Origin of the sequence: Faecalibacterium sp. (genome assembly GCF_052358865.1) — a bacterium.
Taxonomy (GTDB): Bacteria; Bacillota; Clostridia; order Oscillospirales; family Ruminococcaceae; genus Faecalibacterium; species Faecalibacterium butyricigenerans.
In genome coordinates, this window is the sequence record NZ_DAWCVJ010000059.1 from 1 (window position 1) to 16,196 (window position 16,196).

A 16,196-nucleotide genomic window follows, 5' to 3' on the forward strand; every position below is an offset into this window, starting at 1 on the left:
AGCCAAGCGGCTGACGACTTGATTATTTTACCACAGAAGTGGTTTTTTGTCAAGCACTTTTTTGAAGATTTTTTGAAGTTCTTGGGAGAACCAATCGACCTTCGTGCTTTTCTGTCGCTCATTTCAGAGACGTTTCTGTCAGACGTCTGCCTGACGTTTATATATTCTAGCACAGGATTTCTCAAAAAGCAAGTCTTTTTTACACTTTTTTCGAATTATTTCTCGGTTCGTCTTTTTGCCCAGTTTTTTCTCCCGGATTTGACCATTCTGTCTTGTCATTCATCCAGCAGCCTGTCCCGCATCACCTTCAATATCTTGCGCTCCCGCCGGGAGATCTGCACCTGCGTCGTATGCAGCAGCTTTGCAGTGTCGCTCTGGGTCTTTCCTCCATAGAAACGAAGCTGGATGATGCGCCTGTCTTCTTCCGGCAGGCCTTTCAGCACCTCTGCCAGACTGATCTTATCGGCAAGCTCTTCCTCCGGCGACTCTACCGGAATGTCCATCTGTCGGTCGCTCTCTTCCCGGTTCTCCGGCGTCAGACTCACCGCAGGCTGGGCCGCCTGAATGGCCAGCGTGATGTTCTCCACACTCTCCCCCAGTTCCTCCGCCAACTGCGACAGGGTCGGCTCCACTCCGCAGAGCTTGCAGTGATGCTCCCGTGCCGCATTGATGCGCAGGCTCAGCTCTTTGAGCGACCGGCTCACCTTCACGGTGCCGCCATCCCGGAACAGCTTTTTGATCTCCCCCAGAATGACCGGCACGGCATAGGTGGAAAAACAGACGCCCCGCGACTCGTCAAAGCCGTCATAGGCCTTGACCAGCCCCATGCACCCCGCGCTGTAGAGGTCATCGTACTCGATGCCCCTGCCCCGGAACCGCCCGGCGCAGGAATGCACCAGCCCCAGATTCTGCTCGATGAATGCACTCCGCCGGGTCTTGTCCGTTACCATTGCAACGCCCTCTTTTCTTTTATTATGTAGAGCGCTCATCCAGCCGTTTGGTCAGCACCACCCGCGTCCCCTTACCGGGCTGGGAGGACACCTTGACCTTATCCATAAAGCTCTGCATCACGGCAAAGCCCAGACCGGAGCGCTCCTCCGGGTTGCCGGTGGTGAAGAGCGGCTCCATCGCCCGCCCGATGTCCGGGATGCCGACACCTTTATCCATCACCGTGATCTTGACCAGCCGTTCCGGGTAGACTGCGATGCACAGCGTCACCGGGCCGATGCGGTCGGGGTAAGCGTGGACGATGCAGTTGGTCACTGCCTCGGATACTGCTGTCTTGATGTCTGCCAGCTGGGGCACGGTGGGGTCGTACCGGGCCAGAAATGCTGCCGCCGCGCCCCGGGCAAAGGCCTCGTTGGCACTCAGGGAGTCAAACTGGATCTTCACACTGTTTTCCGCTTTCATTTCATATCCCTCCTGATATTTCCCCGCCCGGCTCGGTGCAGGGAATGCCTGCAAGCTGTAAGACCCGCCGGAGCTGTTCCGGCGCGTGCTGGATGCGCAGGCTGCCGCCCAGCGTCCGGGCACAGCGCTGCCGCCCTAAGATCAGCCCAATGCCCGACGAATCCATGAATCCCACTCCGCCGAGATCCATGACCAGAATGCGGGGGCTGCGGGTCAGCAGGGCGTCGTCCAGCTGGATGCGCAGCCCCTGCGCCGCATCGTGGTCGATCTCCCCGGCCAGATAGGCGTAGAGCACATCGTCTGCCGCGCTGAAAGTCACGGTTGCCATATCCTCATCTCCTTTGCTTGTCCTTTTTTCTGGATAAAGAAAAGACCTGTACACCTTTTCAGTGTACAGGTCTTTCGGGTTATTTTTTAGAGAACGGTGTCGCTCAACAGTTTCTCAGTCTCGAGGGCGATGGCCTCACTGCCGCAGACCAGCAGGCCGCGGCGGCTGTTGGCTTTCGCCTGCTTGACGGCGTCGGCCAGCGACGGGCAGAGCACGGCGTCGAAGTGATACCGTGCCTTTTCGGTCAGGCGCTCGGCCAGCGCAGCTTCCGTCCCCGCCGGGGCAACGAGGAAGACTTTGTCGAAGGGGTTCTCGCTCATGCCGGGCATCGTCCCCTTGTCCTTCTTCTGTTCCTCAGGGGTCAGACCGCTTTCCAGCACGGAAAAGAAGGCCTCTGCGCCCTCCTCCCCGGTCAGGCCGATGATGGCGCTCATGTGGCGCACCTTGGCCATATTGAGGACACGCAGAAGGGCTGCGGCCTGCTGGGGGGTACGGCAGGCGTCGAGGATGATGAGGGGCTTCTGGGACAGGACGCGGATGCTGCTGCGGTTCTCCACAGCGGCAAGGCCCGCCAGAATGGCCTCATCGGGGATCTCGAAGCCCTTCCGCCAGAGGGCCAGCGCCAGCTCGACTGCGACGGCGGCATTGCCCGCCGCGTGACGGCCAAGGAAGGCCAGCGGCGCGGTGTATCCGCCGTAGTCCACCCGGCTGGTGAATTTTTCCGCCTCAAGGAAGGTGATGTCCTCGGCGTCGGGCACCACAAGCTCGCACTCCGCCTTGGCTGCGGCCACCACCAGCTCGCTCAGGACAGCCTTCGGCTGCTCCGGCGCGGTGACGCAGACCGCGCCTTTCCGCATGACGCCCGCCGCCAGCGCGGCCAGACGCTCCACCGAACGACTCACGCCGTCGGGGCCGATGGCTGTGACGGCGCAGACCGGCATACTGGGCAGGGCAGCCGCCAGACCGGCATCCGGCAGCTCCACCACAGCCAGCTTACAGCCTGCCGCACCGAAGCAGCAGGCCGCAGCCGCCAGCTCTGCCGCTGCGCGGGGCAGAGGCTTTGCGGCGCTGAGGGCCTCTGCGGCCTGACAGAACAGCACCGGGTCCACCGACACGCCGCCGATGGCGATGCGGGCCGACAGCGGCTCGCATCCGGCACGGTAGAAGCCGGTGTGGAACGCTGCCTCCCGCAGGATCGCCGTCAGCAGACCGGCGGCAGCGGTCTTGCCCGCCGTACCGGCCACGCCGACGAACTGCACCTTCCGGGCATCCGCCGTCAGGGCAGCGCTCAGCTCCTCCGCCGGGGCAAAGCCCTCGGGCAGAGAGGAAAAATATTCGTTTGCCTGTTCGATGGTCATTGCGTCAATCCTCATTTCGATGTTTGTAGAGCAGATAGCACATCCTGCACAGGGCCAGACAGAACATCCCCACCAGAATGCCGGTCAGCACGCCGGAAAAATCCAGCCAGACATCGGTGATCTGGCTGCTCCGGCCATCGCTGAACATCTGGATGGTCTCGTCGGTCAGGGCCGTGAGCAGACCGCCCAGAATAGGCCACGAGATGTGGCGGACGAACCGCCGGGTGTAGACCCGCAGGCAGAGCGTCAGCAGGAAGCCTTCCAGCATATACTCGCAGAAATGTGCCATCTTGCGCACGATGTGGTCGGTCAGGCGGCTGGCGATGCCGGGCATCCCCAGCCGGGTGAACACCTTTCGCATCAGGGTCAGCGCCCTGCCGCTGGCCACAGATGAGACGTCGGCGATCTGCATGGAGTTCGAGAAGATGAACACGATGCAGGCGATGAGCGCGAAGGTAAAGAGGACTCGCGTCGCAATGAGCCAAGGAGAGGTCTTTTGCATATTGGACTCCGTGGGTAACTCCTTTCCCCGCATCAGCCCAGAGCCTTGATGCTCTGCTCAATGTTGGCGAGCTTATCCTGACTCTTGGCGTGCTTGGCGCGGATGTCCTCCACCAGTGCGGCAGGGGCGCGCTCGACGAACTTGGGGTTGTTGAGCTGGTTCTCGAACATGGCCAGCTCTTTCTCGGCCTTGGCCTTTTCCTTGTTCAGGCGGGCCAGCTCCTTGTCACGGTCGATCAGCTCCATCATGGGGATGAAGCCGCGGGCTGCGTGGGTGGACACCTGCACCATGCCGTCGGTGCTGCCCTCATACTTGGCGGTAAAGGTCACATCGGTGGCGAACGCGAACTTTGCCAGATAGACTTCGGCGTTCTGGAAGGGGGCCGGGTCGGCCGTCTCGATGATCATGCTGGTCTTCTTGGCAGGGTGGACGTTCATCTCGGTGCGCATGGTACGCACAGCCTTGATGTAGTCCATCACTTTCTCGAAGGCTTCCTCTTCCTCTGCCCAGTTGTGGCTCTCGTCCACGGTGGGCCATTCCTGCGTCATAATGGTCTCGGCAGAGCCGGGCAGGGCCTGATACAGCTCCTCGGTGATAAAGGGCATGAAGGGGTGCAGCAGCTTGAGGGCCTTGTCCAGCACATACACCAGCACGCGGCGGGCGGTGTCGGCCTGCTCGGCGTCGCCGGAGTTCAGGCGGGGCTTTGCGATCTCGATGAACCAGTCGCAGTAGACGTCCCAGATGAAGCTGTTGATCTTCGCCGCAGCCAGACCCATCTCGTAGTGGTCGAGGTTGTCGCTCATGGCACCGGCCACCTGATTCAGCTTGGTCAGCACCCACTTGTCGCTCATGTCCAGCTTGTCCTCACTGGGCAGGCCGGGCTGGAAGTCCTCGGGCAGGTTCATCAGCACGAAGCGGGTGGCGTTCCACAGCTTGTTTGCAAAGTTGCGGGCAGCCTCCACCTTCTTCTCGCTGTAGCGCATATCGTTGCCCGGGGTGGAGCCGTCCACCAGCATGAAGCGCAGGGCGTCCGCGCCGTACTGGGCGATGACCTCCAGCGGGTCGATGCCGTTGCCAAGGCTCTTGGACATCTTGCGGCCCTGACTGTCGCGGACGATGCCGTGGATGCAGACGGTGTCGAAGGGGGCCTTACCAGTGTAGGCAAGACCGGAGAAGATCATGCGGCTGACCCAGAAGCCGATGATGTCGTAACCGGTGACGAGGGTGTTGGTGGGGTAGAAATACTTGAGGTCTGCGCTCTCCTCATTGGGCCAGCCCAGCGTGCTGAAGGGCCACAGCGCGGAGGAGAACCAGGTGTCGAGGGTGTCGGGGTCCTGCGTCAGCTTTGCGCTGCCGCACTTGGGGCAGGTGCAGGGTGCACTCTTGGCGACCACAGTCTCGCCGCAGTCGTCGCAGTACCATGCCGGGATCTGGTGGCCCCACCACAGCTGGCGGCTGATGCACCAGTCGCGGGTGTTCTTCATCCAGTTCATATAGTTCTTGGTGAAGCGCTCGGGCACGAACTTGATGTCACCCTTCTCCACGCTCTCGATGGCAGGCTCTGCCAGAGGCTCCATCTTGACGAACCACTGCTTGGACACCATCGGCTCGATGGTGGAGTGGCAGCGGTAGCAGGTGCCGACCTCGTGCTTCAGCGGCTCGATCTCCTTCAGGAAGCCGCCTTCCTTCAGGTCGGCAAGGATGGCCTTGCGGGCCTCGAGGGTGGTCATGCCGGCGTACTTGCCGCAGTCCAGAACATGAGGCTCGTTGACGGTGTTCTTCCCGGCAGCAAACAGGGCGTCGGCCGCAGCCTTGTCGGCGGCACCGGTCATGTGGCCGTCGTAGGTGAAGACGCGGACGATGGGCAGGTCATGGCGCAGGCCGACCTCGAAGTCGTTGGGGTCGTGGGCCGGCGTGATCTTGACGACGCCGGTGCCCTTGGTCATGTCGGCGTGCTCGTCGCAGACGATGGGGATCTCCTTGTTCAGCAGGGGCAGGACGACGTGGCAGCCGTGCAGGTGGGCGTAGCGGGGGTCCTCGCCGTTGATGGCGACGGCGGTATCGCCCAGCATGGTCTCGGGACGGGTGGTGGCCAGCTCCAGCATCTCGCCGGTCTCCTTGACCGGGTAGAGCAGATGCCAGAAATTGCCGTCCTTCTCCTCATACTCCACCTCAGCGTCGGAGATGGAGGTGTTGCAGTGGGGGCACCAGTTGACCATGCGGTTGCCGCGGTAGATGAGGCCCTTGTCGTACAGGCGGACAAAGACCTCCTTGACGGCCTCGGAGCAGCCCTCGTCCATGGTGAAGCGCTCACGCTCCCAGTCGCAGCTGCTGCCCAGCTTCTTGAGCTGGCTGACGATGCGGTTGCCGTATTTGGTCTTCCAAGCCCATGCACGCTCGAGGAAGCCGTCGCGGCCCACCATCTCCTTGGTCAGGCCTTCCGCACGCATGGCCTCCACGACCTTGGCCTCGGTAGCGATGGAGGCGTGGTCGGTGCCGGGCACCCACAGGGCAGCGTAGCCCTGCATCCGCTTGGTGCGGATCAGGATGTCCTGCATGGTGTTGTCCACGGCGTGGCCCATGTGGAGCTGGCCGGTGACGTTCGGAGGGGGCATGACGATGGTGTAGGGCTTCTTGTCGGGGTCGGCCTTCGTGTGGAAGTAGCCGCCATCCAGCCAGAACTGGTAGATGCGGTCTTCCACCTGGCTCGGATCATACTGCTTTGCGAGTTCTTTCATAGAGAATCCTCCCGGATGATTGATTGGTGGGACGAAAAAAGCCGCCCCACGGAGCGTTCCATGGGACGGCTGAATATAACCGCGGTACCACCCAAATTGCACACAGCGCTTTGCCGCGTGCCCCTTGATGCCCCGATAACGTGGGGCAGACCCGGAGACGACTACTCCCTTTCCCCGCCTCTGCTCAAAAGCGACAGCACGCCGCACCGCCATACCGGGTTTTCAGCAGCCCCCCGGCTCTCTGGATGGCAGTTCCAAAACAGCGCACACTCTTTTTCCTTGCATTTATAAAAAGAATATAGCGTTTTTTGTGCGTTTTGTCAATCTCTTTTTGACCGGAACAAAATTTTCACACCCTTGTGCGGGGCCCTCGCTCCCTGCGTCAGGCAGATTTTATTTCTTTTCTCACCCCTCCGCGTCCAGAAGCTCGGTCCGGAGCCGGGCGATGAGCCGCTCCATCAAAGCCACCCGGTTGAAGGGGGTCATGAGGTAGAAGCCGTCGGCGTAGGGCAGGGCCTCCCGAGCCATCTGCATCGACACCTCAAGGCCCAGCGCCTCGCCCTGCTCCCGGTCGAGGCCCGCAAAGCGCTGGATGATGTCCTCCTCCACATGGATGCCGTTGATCTCATTTTCCATGAAGATGGCGTTCCGCTGGCTGACCACCGGCATGATGCCGGCCAGGATCTTCGCCCGTTCGCCCAGCGTCTGACGGGCCTTGCGGAGATTTTCCACTGCCTGTGCCGAGAGCACCGGCTGGGTCAGGAATCCCGCCATCCCGTTTTCCAGCTTTTCCACGGCCCGGCGGAGTTCCACGTCGAAATTCCGGGCGTTGAGGTTCAGTGCGCCGAACACCGTCATAGGCGAGGGCATCTCCCGGCCCTCCCCGGCCAGAGAGACGATGTACTGGGCCAGCTTGCGGGAGTTGAACTGGTAAACATTCTTCACCTCGTCCCGCTCTGCGGTGGGGATGGGGTCGCCGGTGATGGCCAGCACCTCCCGCACGCCCTCGGCGTAGAGGCCCAGCAGAAGGGCTTTCGTGGCGTTCAGATTGCGGTCGCGGCAGGTCATGTGAGGCAGGGCGCACATTCCCAGTTCCCGGTGCACCCGGCAGGCCACGAGGGAGGAATCCATCCGAGCCTGTGCGATGGGGCAGTCGGCGATGGTCAGCAGGTCGGCACCTGCGGCCTGCAATCTCCGTGCGCCGTCCAGATAGCCGCTCAGGTCGGCCACCCGGGGAGAGTCCAGCTCAATGGCGATGACTTTTTCGCCTTTGTCCAGCTTCCGCAGGAAGGTGTCGTCTTTTTCCACCTCCGGCGCGGCGACGGTGGAAAGTTTTGCGGCCGGGGCGGCTCCAGTCTGCCGGGGCAGAGCATCCAGCTCTGCCCGCAGGGCCGCAATGTGGGCAGGGGTCGTGCCGCAGCAGCCGCCCAGAATGCGGACACCGGCGGCTGCGATCTGGCCCATCTCCCGGGCGAAATACTCCGGCTTGCCCTGATACAGCACCCGCGCCCGGGTGACGACCGGATAGCCCGCGTTGGGCATCACCGACAGGGGCAGCCGCGTCTCGCCCAGCCCCTGCACCAGCTTCTTCATCGCGCCCGGAGCCGAAACGCAGTTCAGGCCCACGGCATCCACCACGCCGCTGCCCTCCATCCGGTGCAGCAGGTCGCGGAACAGCAGGCCCTCGCGGGTGTAGCCGTCCGGCAGCACTGCGAAAGACACCATGACGAAGGCGTCCGGCACAGCTACCCGGAGGGCCTTCACAGCCTCCACCACGCCCACATCCGAGCTGAGTGTCTCAAAAAGAAAATTCTTTGCCCCCAGCGCCGCGAACTGCTGGGCTGCAAGGCCGTAGGCACTGCTGGCCGGGGCGGCCTCTGTGTCCAGAGCCGGGCCGAGGTCCGCAAAGACGGCGGCGTCCTTCTCGGCGGCGGCGTCGCAGGCCAGCTTCCAGCCCGCCTCGGCCAGCTCTTCCCAGCCCGGCATCTGGGCCGCTGCCATCCGGGGCAGGCCGAAGGTGTTGGTTTTGATGGCCTGTGCGCCCGCCGCCAGATACTCGGCGTGGACCCGCTTCACCCCTTCGGGGTCGGTGAGGTTCGCCAGCTCGCATTCTACGCCCGGCGCGGCTTTATAATAGGTACCCATGCCGCCGTCGAACAGCAGCGGCTTATGGGTAAGATACTCTCGGATGTCCGTCATCGTAAGGTTCTCCTTTTTCTTCGTTTTTCCCTCTATTTTTCCCGGCTCCCCCGGGACGGAGCTTTTGTGCAGTCATCTTCAGTTTAATGAAGTTTGCGCACTTGTCAAGCATTTTTGTCTCTCAATGGCCCATTTTTGCTTGCACCGGAGCCGCTTTTGTGCTATTCTATGCATATTTATAGCAGTTTGGAGGAATGTATCATGCGCCACGCCGGCACACAGGAGATCGAAACGCCGCGGCTGCTTCTGCGCCGCCTTCTGCCGTCCGATGCCCCGATGATGTACGCCAACTGGGCCAGCGACCCGGAGGTCACCCGCTGGCTGCGCTGGACGCCGCATAAAGATGTGGCCGAGACGCGGGAGCTGCTGACCGCATGGGCGCTGCTCTACCCCAACGAGGACTACTACCAGTGGGCCATCGTGGAAAAGGCCTCCGGGCAGGTGTTCGGCTCCATCAGCATCTACAACAGCCTTGCGGGTGAGCCGCAGCAGAAGACCGAGTGGCCCGGGCGGGATATTTCTGCGGGCATCTGGGAGCCGGGCTACTGCATCGGCAGAGGCTGGTGGAACAAGGGCTATACCACCGAGGCGCTGGACGCTTTGGTAGAATACTGGTTCAAGAATACGGACAGTAATTGGCTTGCCTGCTGCCATGCCGCCGAAAATCCCGCCAGCGGCAGGGTCATGACCAAAGCAGGCTTCGTTTACGACCATAACGCAGAGTACCACAAATTCGACGGCTCCCCCGTCCCCTGCAGGTGCTATGCACTGACAAGAGAGCATTATCTGGAACGAAAGGAATCATTTTGAGCGAACTTTACGATATTTTAGTGGAAACACCCCCGACGAAGGTAATTTTGCTGGCCCTCGATCAGGGCCTGTGGGACTGCGAGCGCAGCCTCGCCGAGCTGGCCGCGCTGTGTGAGGCCAACCACATGGAGGCCGTGGCCGAAGTCACCCAGAAGCGCCAGACCCCCGAGACCGGCATCGTGCTGGGCAGCGGCAAGCTGGAAGAAGCCGCCGCTGCCGCCGCAGAGCTGGGGGCCGTGTGCGCCGTCTTTGACGGCGAGCTGACCGGCAGCCAGATCCGCAACATCTCCACTGCGCTGGGAGGCCTCGAGGTCATCGACCGCACCATGCTCATCCTCGAGATCTTCCGCAGCCGCGCTGTGACCAACGAGGGCAAGCTTCAGACCGAGCTGGCCCTGCTGCGCTACCGCCTGCCCCGCTTACAGGGCATGGGCGAGAGCCTGAGCCGCCAGGGCGGCGGCGGTGGCGGCGGCGGCGGTGCACGCCGCGGTGCCGGTGAGACCAAGCTGGAGCTGGACCGCCGCCACGTCCACGCCCGCATCGACGCGCTGGCCGAGAAGCTGGCCGAGATGGAAAAGCGCCGGGGCGAGAGCCGGAAGGCCCGCGCCAAGACCGGGATGCCGGTGGTCAGCCTCGTGGGCTACACCAATGTCGGTAAATCCAGCCTGATGAACGCCCTCTGCGGCCCCAGCGTCGCCGAGGCAGATATGCTCTTCGCCACCCTCGACCCCACCAGCCGGAAGCTCGTCCTGCCCAGCGGCATGGCGGTGCTGCTGGTGGACACCGTCGGCTTCGTCTCCCGCCTGCCCCACAATCTGGTGGAGGCTTTCAAGTCCACGCTGGAAGAGGCCGCATGGTCGGACGTCATCGTCCGGGTGGCCGACGCAGGCGACGAGCAGCGGGAAGAGCAGCTGGCCGTCACCGACGAGGTGCTGGACGGCCTCGACTGCGCCGACATCCCCCGCCTGACCGTCTACAACAAGTGCGACAAGCCCGGTGCACTGAGCTTTGACCCCGACATCCTGCTCACCAGTGCCAAGACCGGCTACGGACTCGACAAGCTGCTGCAAAAGCTGGACGAGACCCTCAGCGACCGCGTCCACACCATCCGCGTCCTGCTGCCCTACGACAAGCTGGGCCTCGCCGCCCCCATGCGGGAGCGCGGCAGCGTCCAGCTGGAGGAGTACCGCGAAGACGGCCTCTACCTTGAGGGCATCGTAAAGACCGAGGATCTCCACTGCTTCGAGGGCTACCTCGTCTGACATCCTGCACCCAAAAAGAGCCAGACTCAGGCTGAGTCTGGCTCTTTTGCTGTCTTGGCAGGCGGTCAGCCCGCAGCCGGGGGCATTTCCGCCAAGTCCATCAGCTGGTCGTACCGTCCGGTAAAGACCCGTTCCGGCAGGGCCGCGGTCAGGGCGAGGGCAGCGGTCAGCCGCTCCTCGTCGGTCAGCTCTGCTTCCACCGGCGGGAAGTGGGCAAGCACCTCGTCCAGCTGCTTTCTGACCTCCCGGGCCACAAAGATGCCCCGGTCGGTGAGGTAGATCTTGCCGTAATATTCCTTGACGATCATTCCCCGCTCCATCAGCAGATTCATCACCCGCACTACCGAGGGCTTGGTCACGCCCAGCTTCTCGGCAATGCTGCGGGAGCTGATGTCCAGATGGGTCTGCGAGACCTCATAGATGGCCAGCAGGTAGCGCAGGTGTGCCGGCGTCAGTTCCATCTCGTATCACTCTCTTTTCGTTCTGTCACACTAACTCTCGATCTTCAAAAGGGGCGCGGGCCAAAGCTCTGACCCGCGCCCCCTTCTCTTCCATTATGGCTCAGTGGCAGCCGCCCTTGCAGCTGCTGCAGCTTCCGCCGCAGTCACAGCCGCCGCTGCATCCACTGCAGCCGCCGTGCTTATGAGAGTGCCATGTGATCCAGCCCACACCGCCAAACACGATGGCTCCGACGATGATCGTCGGCAGATTAAAATTCGCAGCCAGAAACTCCATCATAAAAATGCACTCCTTTCAGCGCGTTTTGAGAAATTTTTACTTGATCTTGGAAACGTCGATCTTGACTTCGTTGTCGTTCACATACTTGTTGGGACGGAACATCAGATACAGGAAGGCAGCGACGATGACCACGGCCACGACGGTGAAGAAGTTGAAGCCGACTTCACCAGTGATGAGGCCGCCCAGCTGGTACACGACCAGAGCAGAGCAGTAGGCCAGTGCGCACATATAGCCGATGGCGAATGCCGTCCACTTGCCGTTGTTCATCTCACGCTTGATCGCACCCATAGCAGCGAAGCAGGGAGCGCACAGCAGGTTGAAGATCATGAATGCATAAGCGCTCAGAGCGGTGTAATCTGCCGCAACGAGGCTCCAGATCTCATCGCCGTTCTCAGACAGCTCCTCGCCGCCGAAGTGATACAGGACGCCGAAGGTACCGACGACGTTCTCCTTTGCGATCAGGCCGGAGACAGAAGCGACCGTTGCCTTCCAGTTGCCGAAGCCCAGAGGAGCAAAGATCCATGCGATCTTTGTGGCGATAGCAGCCAGCACGGAGTTGTCCTGATCCTCGACCATGCCGAAGGCGCCATTCTCGAAGCCGAAGCCCTGCAGGAACCACAGAATGACGGTTGCCAGCAGGATCACGGAGCCGGCGCGCTTGATGAAGGACCAGCCGCGCTCCCAAGTAGCGCGGAAGACATTGCCCCAAGCGGGGACATGGTAAGCAGGCAGCTCCATGACAAAGGGAGCAGGGTCGCCTGCAAAGGCCTTGGTCTTCTTCAGGATGATGCCGGAGCAGATGATGGCAGCCATGCCGATGAAGTAAGCGGAGACAGCCACCAGAGAAGAACCACCGAACAGAGCACCTGCGATGAGGCCGATGATGGGCATCTTTGCGCCGCAGGGGATGAAGCAGGTGGTCATGATGGTCATGCGGCGGTCGCGCTCGTTCTCAATGGTACGGGAAGCCATGACGCCCGGGACGCCGCAGCCCGTACCGACCAGCACGGGGATAAAGCTCTTGCCGGACAGGCCGAACTTGCGGAAGATACGGTCCATGATGAAGGCGACACGGGACATATAGCCGACATCCTCCAGAATGGACAGTAGGAAGAACAGGACCAGCATCTGGGGAACGAAGCCCAGAACCGCGCCGACACCGGCAACGATGCCGTCCATGATCAGGCCGTACAGCCAGCCCGCCACGCCGATGCTCTCGAGGAAGCCGCCCAGCGCGCTGGGGACGATCTCACCGAACAGGACGTCGTTGGTCCAGTCGGTCGCAAACGTACCGATGGCCCAGCCGCCGTCGGCGATGGAAGTGCCCATAGACAGGGAGTACATCAGATACATGATGACTGCGAAGATGGGCAGAGCCAGAACACGGTTGGTGACGATCTGGTCGATCTTATCCGAAACGGTCAGGTGCTCGACGCGGGCCTTCTTCTTGACAGCCTTATCGACGACACCGTTGATGTAGGCGTAACGCTGGTTGGTGATGATGCTCTCGGCATCATCGTCCATCTCAGCCTCGCAGTCCTTGATGTGCTGGTCGATGTGCGCGGTCAGGTCGGAGGACAGCTTCAGCTCATCCATGACCTTGTCGTCGCGCTCGAACAGCTTGACGGCGTACCAGCGCAGGAAGCGGTCATCGACCTTGCCCTGAATGGACTCCTCGATGTGCGCGATGGCGTGCTCGACGCTGCCGGTAAAGACGTGGGGCAGCTCGCCGGCCTTGCCTGCCTTTGCAGCAGCCATAGCAGCCTTTGCAGCGGCCTCGGTGCCCTCGCCCTTCAGGGCGCTGATCTCGACTGCCTGACAGCCCAGCTCGGCGCTCAGCTTCTTCAGGTCGATCTTGTCGCCGTTCTTGCGGACGAGGTCGATCATGTTGACTGCCATGACCACGGGGATGCCCAGCTCGATGAGCTGGGTGGTCAGGTACAGGTTGCGCTCGATGTTGGTGCCATCGATGATGTTCAGGATGGCGTCGGGCTTCTCCTTGACCAGATAAGTACGGGAGACGACCTCCTCCAGAGTGTACGGAGACAGGGAGTAGATGCCGGGCAGATCCTGAATGATGACATCCTTCTCGCCCTTCAGCTTGCCTTCCTTCTTCTCGACGGTAACGCCGGGCCAGTTGCCGACGTACTGGTTCGAGCCGGTCAGATTATTGAACAGGGTAGTTTTACCGCAGTTCGGGTTGCCGGCCAGTGCAATTTTGATACTCATTGCAGCTCCTTTCCTCTCGTTGCGATCAAACGACTTCGATCATTTCAGCGTCGGCCTTGCGCACGCTCAGTTCGTAGTTGCGCACGGTCAGCTCCATCGGGTCGCCCAGAGGGGCGACCTTGCGGACATAAATTTCAACGCCCTTGGTGATGCCCATGTCCATGATGCGGCGCTTCACCGGGCCTTCGCCGTGCAGGCGCGCCACGGTGGCAGTCTCGCCGACCTTAACGTCTTTCAGAGTCTTCATAAAAATCCTCCTCTGCTTGTCTTCTTTCTATTCAGAGACTATTCCAGTTTCGGAGCGTCTCCCAAACAGCGGTCTCGCCGCTGCTCAGCCGATCATAATGCGGTTTGCCATCGTCTTGTCGAGGGCCAGACGGCTCTCCTTGACCTGAACGATGAGGTTGCCTGCGATCTCATTGACGATCGTCACCTGACTGTCCACCACGAAACCCAGTTCGGCCAGATGCAGCCGCACCTCATCCTTCCCGGTGATCTTGCGGATGGTGACGGTCTCGCCCGCTTTTGCCATAGTCAAAGGCATCATAATTGTTCCACTCCCATTCGTGCTCCCCAGTCTGCGGGGAGCGTTTCGGTTCGCTTTTTTCGTCCTCGGGGATGGTCGCACCAGCCAGACGCCGCAACGCGCTCGCTCATGCCCGCGTCCCCCTCCGAAAAGCTACGGCAGTTAGTCAGTCGCAACTATCAGCATAGATAGTTTACGCTTACTAACCAATTTTGTCAATCGTTTTTCCGCAAAAAAAGTTAGTTTGTATGAACTAACAAATTTTATCCTCCGGTTTTTAGAAAAATTTAACAATTTTTACATATGACACAGCCGCCCGGTGCAGGGGGTATTCTGCACCGGGCGGCTGTGTGTCAAAAGGAGGATTTCTTCCCGTCATCGTCTATTTCAAACAGACTCCGACGGGCGCCAGGATAAAAAGAGAGTATTTGGAAGTGAATGTCAGAATTTCAGAAGCGTCAGGCTGCGACGGCCAGACGCTGGATGGGGGTGCCGCTGTGGAACAGGCGGAGATACACTGCCGTGCACTTGTTCAGCTGGGCGAAGTGCTGCCGGGCAGCGGCAGGGTCGCCGTAGGCTTTCCAGCAGCCGCAGCAGGTGAAGTTGCGGCCCTCATTTTTGATAAAGCCCACCACATCGGGGAGGGGGTAGCCCAGAAATACGCCGATCTCATGGGGAAAATCCGCCTCACAGCAGAGCCTTCGGGACAGCTGCCGCAGCAGCAGCGCATAGTCGTCCGGCTGCCGGGGAAGGTCGTAGCCCTCGCCGCGCAGGAAGTCCCGCACCTGCGGCTGGGCCAGTAGGACGCGCAGCCTGCTCTCGCGGTAGACGTACACGAGATACTGGTGCGTCCGCATGCAGCCCTTGAGGACGCGGACGCAGAGGCCTTTTTCGTCCAGCTGCTCATTCCAGCTGCGGACGCGGCAGGCAAGGTCTGCGCAGTCTCTGGTCTCATAGCGGAAGAGTCCCGCAGGCTTCAGGCCAGCCAACACCGGGGCGCATTGCTCGATCATCACAGTCTCAAAGTTGCGTTCCATCTCCCGGCCTCCCTGCCTGTTTTCTGCTATTGTCCCCTGCGGCGCGATGCTTATGCAGAAGGTCAAGTTAGAATTAGCTAACCAACACTGCAAAAAGAACGCGGCAGCAGCCGCTTTGTCTCTTGGAATCTTTTGGGTTAGTTATTCCTAACGTGACATTATCTTATCATAGCTTTGGCCCTGTGTCAACACCTTTTTACAAAAATATTTGCCCCATCTTCTCTGCCGTGCTATACTGGGCAAAAGGATCATTGAGCAAAGGAATGGTGTCCCCATGCATCTTGTGTCCCCCGAAGAGCTGTCCGGCCTGATCACGGCCCGGCTCAAGCAGCAGCCCACCGTCCTCGTGGCGCTGGATGGCCGGTGCGGCAGCGGCAAAACAACGCTGGCCGCACAGCTGGCAGAGCGCTTTCCCCAGAGCATCACCCTCCACACCGACGACTTTTATCTCCCGCCGCCCCAGCGGGTCACAGGCTGGGAGCGCATTCCCTGCGCCAATATGCACCTCGAGCGGCTGCGGGCCGAGGCCGTCGCGCCCGCACGGGCCGGGCGGGCCGTGTGTTACAAGGCCTACTCCTGCCGGGAGGGTGCCTATCTGCCGCCCCGGGTGCTCGGGCCTGCGCCGCTGGTCATCGTAGAGGGCAGCTACAGCCACCACCCCAGCCTTGCGCCCTACTATGATATAAAAGTATTCGTCATCTGCTCGGCGGAAGAACAGATGCGGCGGCTTCGTGCCCGGGAGGGGAAGCGGTATCTGAATTTCGTGCAGCGGTGGATCCCGCTGGAAGAGGAATATTTTACGGACTATGCCATTGAACGAAACGCGGAGATGACGGTCGTTACGGGGTAGCAGGGTTGAGCGCTCTTGCGGTGGGGCTTGGTTTTCTTTAAGTAGGCGTGCGCGCTGGTGGCGCGGATTAAAGCGCTGTTGCAGTAGGGCTGATTTTTTCTTTAAGTAGGGTTTCGCGCTGGTGGCGCGGGGGATGTTTTCTCTTTTGGTCAAGTGGCTTGCGCTCCGCGCGGGCCAGAGGTAGGGAGGGGTGTTTCGACTCCCCCCTC

Annotated in this window: 16 protein-coding genes; 3 read left to right on the forward strand and 13 right to left on the reverse strand. The window is 61.1% G+C overall.

The features are described 5' to 3' along the window. Positions 1 to 275: 275 nt before the first annotated feature. From ACT8X9_RS09645 to ACT8X9_RS09675, 7 genes are all read right to left on the reverse strand, one after another. Positions 276 to 950, reverse strand: coding sequence for a sigma-70 family RNA polymerase sigma factor (locus ACT8X9_RS09645; protein ID WP_444268841.1), 675 nt, complete (start codon positions 948 to 950; stop codon positions 276 to 278). A gap of 22 nt (positions 951 to 972) precedes the next feature. Next, a complete protein-coding gene (gene spoIIAB / locus ACT8X9_RS09650; RefSeq protein ID WP_412589211.1) occupies positions 973 to 1,410 on the reverse strand; it encodes an anti-sigma F factor in 438 nt (145 codons plus the stop codon). Between the two features lies 1 nt (position 1,411). Then, positions 1,412 to 1,738 (reverse strand): anti-sigma factor antagonist, encoded by a 327-nt coding sequence (locus tag ACT8X9_RS09655; RefSeq protein WP_227621742.1) that lies wholly within the window; start codon positions 1,736 to 1,738, stop codon positions 1,412 to 1,414. An 86-nt stretch (positions 1,739 to 1,824) separates the two neighbouring features. Beyond that, complete coding sequence (locus ACT8X9_RS09660) at positions 1,825 to 3,096, reverse strand: folylpolyglutamate synthase (protein ID WP_444268842.1); 1,272 nt, start codon at positions 3,094 to 3,096, stop codon at positions 1,825 to 1,827. A gap of 4 nt (positions 3,097 to 3,100) precedes the next feature. Next, positions 3,101 to 3,598 (reverse strand): VanZ family protein, encoded by a 498-nt coding sequence (locus tag ACT8X9_RS09665; RefSeq protein ID WP_249234224.1) that lies wholly within the window; start codon positions 3,596 to 3,598, stop codon positions 3,101 to 3,103. A 32-nt stretch (positions 3,599 to 3,630) separates the two neighbouring features. Then, the gene (locus ACT8X9_RS09670) at positions 3,631 to 6,336 is read right to left on the reverse strand and encodes a valine--tRNA ligase (protein ID WP_444268843.1); all 2,706 of its coding nucleotides are present in this window, start codon (positions 6,334 to 6,336) and stop codon (positions 3,631 to 3,633) included. Between the two features lie 405 nt (positions 6,337 to 6,741). Continuing rightward, positions 6,742 to 8,535, reverse strand: coding sequence for a bifunctional homocysteine S-methyltransferase/methylenetetrahydrofolate reductase (locus ACT8X9_RS09675; protein WP_444268844.1), 1,794 nt, complete (start codon positions 8,533 to 8,535; stop codon positions 6,742 to 6,744). A 201-nt stretch (positions 8,536 to 8,736) separates the two neighbouring features. Here ACT8X9_RS09675 and ACT8X9_RS09680 point away from each other — a divergent pair, with 201 nt between their 5' ends. Together ACT8X9_RS09680 and hflX are read left to right on the forward strand one after the other, a co-directional pair. Then, positions 8,737 to 9,345 (forward strand): GNAT family N-acetyltransferase, encoded by a 609-nt coding sequence (locus ACT8X9_RS09680; protein WP_444268845.1) that lies wholly within the window; start codon positions 8,737 to 8,739, stop codon positions 9,343 to 9,345. Beyond that, the gene (gene hflX, locus ACT8X9_RS09685; protein WP_227621750.1) at positions 9,342 to 10,607 is read left to right on the forward strand and encodes a GTPase HflX; all 1,266 of its coding nucleotides are present in this window, start codon (positions 9,342 to 9,344) and stop codon (positions 10,605 to 10,607) included. Before ACT8X9_RS09680 ends, hflX begins: the two co-directional genes overlap by 4 nt. Positions 10,608 to 10,672: 65 nt before the next feature. Here the strand turns inward: hflX and ACT8X9_RS09690 are convergent, their stop codons facing one another. The 6 genes from ACT8X9_RS09690 to ACT8X9_RS09715 form a co-directional block, all read right to left on the reverse strand. Next, positions 10,673 to 11,068, reverse strand: coding sequence for a metal-dependent transcriptional regulator (locus ACT8X9_RS09690; RefSeq protein ID WP_444268846.1), 396 nt, complete (start codon positions 11,066 to 11,068; stop codon positions 10,673 to 10,675). Positions 11,069 to 11,168: 100 nt separating this feature from the next. Next, complete coding sequence (locus ACT8X9_RS09695) at positions 11,169 to 11,345, reverse strand: FeoB-associated Cys-rich membrane protein (protein ID WP_207677805.1); 177 nt, start codon at positions 11,343 to 11,345, stop codon at positions 11,169 to 11,171. Positions 11,346 to 11,381: 36 nt separating this feature from the next. Beyond that, entirely contained in the window at positions 11,382 to 13,574 is a 2,193-nt protein-coding gene (feoB, locus tag ACT8X9_RS09700; RefSeq protein ID WP_444268847.1) for a ferrous iron transport protein B, read from the reverse strand. Positions 13,575 to 13,599: 25 nt separating this feature from the next. Next, a complete protein-coding gene (locus tag ACT8X9_RS09705; protein ID WP_015565615.1) occupies positions 13,600 to 13,821 on the reverse strand; it encodes a FeoA family protein in 222 nt (73 codons plus the stop codon). A gap of 84 nt (positions 13,822 to 13,905) precedes the next feature. After that, on the reverse strand, positions 13,906 to 14,121 hold the full coding sequence (locus ACT8X9_RS09710) for a FeoA family protein (RefSeq protein ID WP_249234218.1): 216 nt from the start codon (positions 14,119 to 14,121) through the stop codon (positions 13,906 to 13,908). Between the two features lie 437 nt (positions 14,122 to 14,558). Continuing rightward, the gene (locus tag ACT8X9_RS09715; RefSeq protein ID WP_444268848.1) at positions 14,559 to 15,137 is read right to left on the reverse strand and encodes a DUF3793 family protein; all 579 of its coding nucleotides are present in this window, start codon (positions 15,135 to 15,137) and stop codon (positions 14,559 to 14,561) included. A gap of 274 nt (positions 15,138 to 15,411) precedes the next feature. Here ACT8X9_RS09715 and ACT8X9_RS09720 point away from each other — a divergent pair, with 274 nt between their 5' ends. Continuing rightward, entirely contained in the window at positions 15,412 to 15,987 is a 576-nt protein-coding gene (locus tag ACT8X9_RS09720) for a uridine kinase family protein (protein WP_444268849.1), read from the forward strand. Positions 15,988 to 16,196 lie beyond the last annotated feature (209 nt).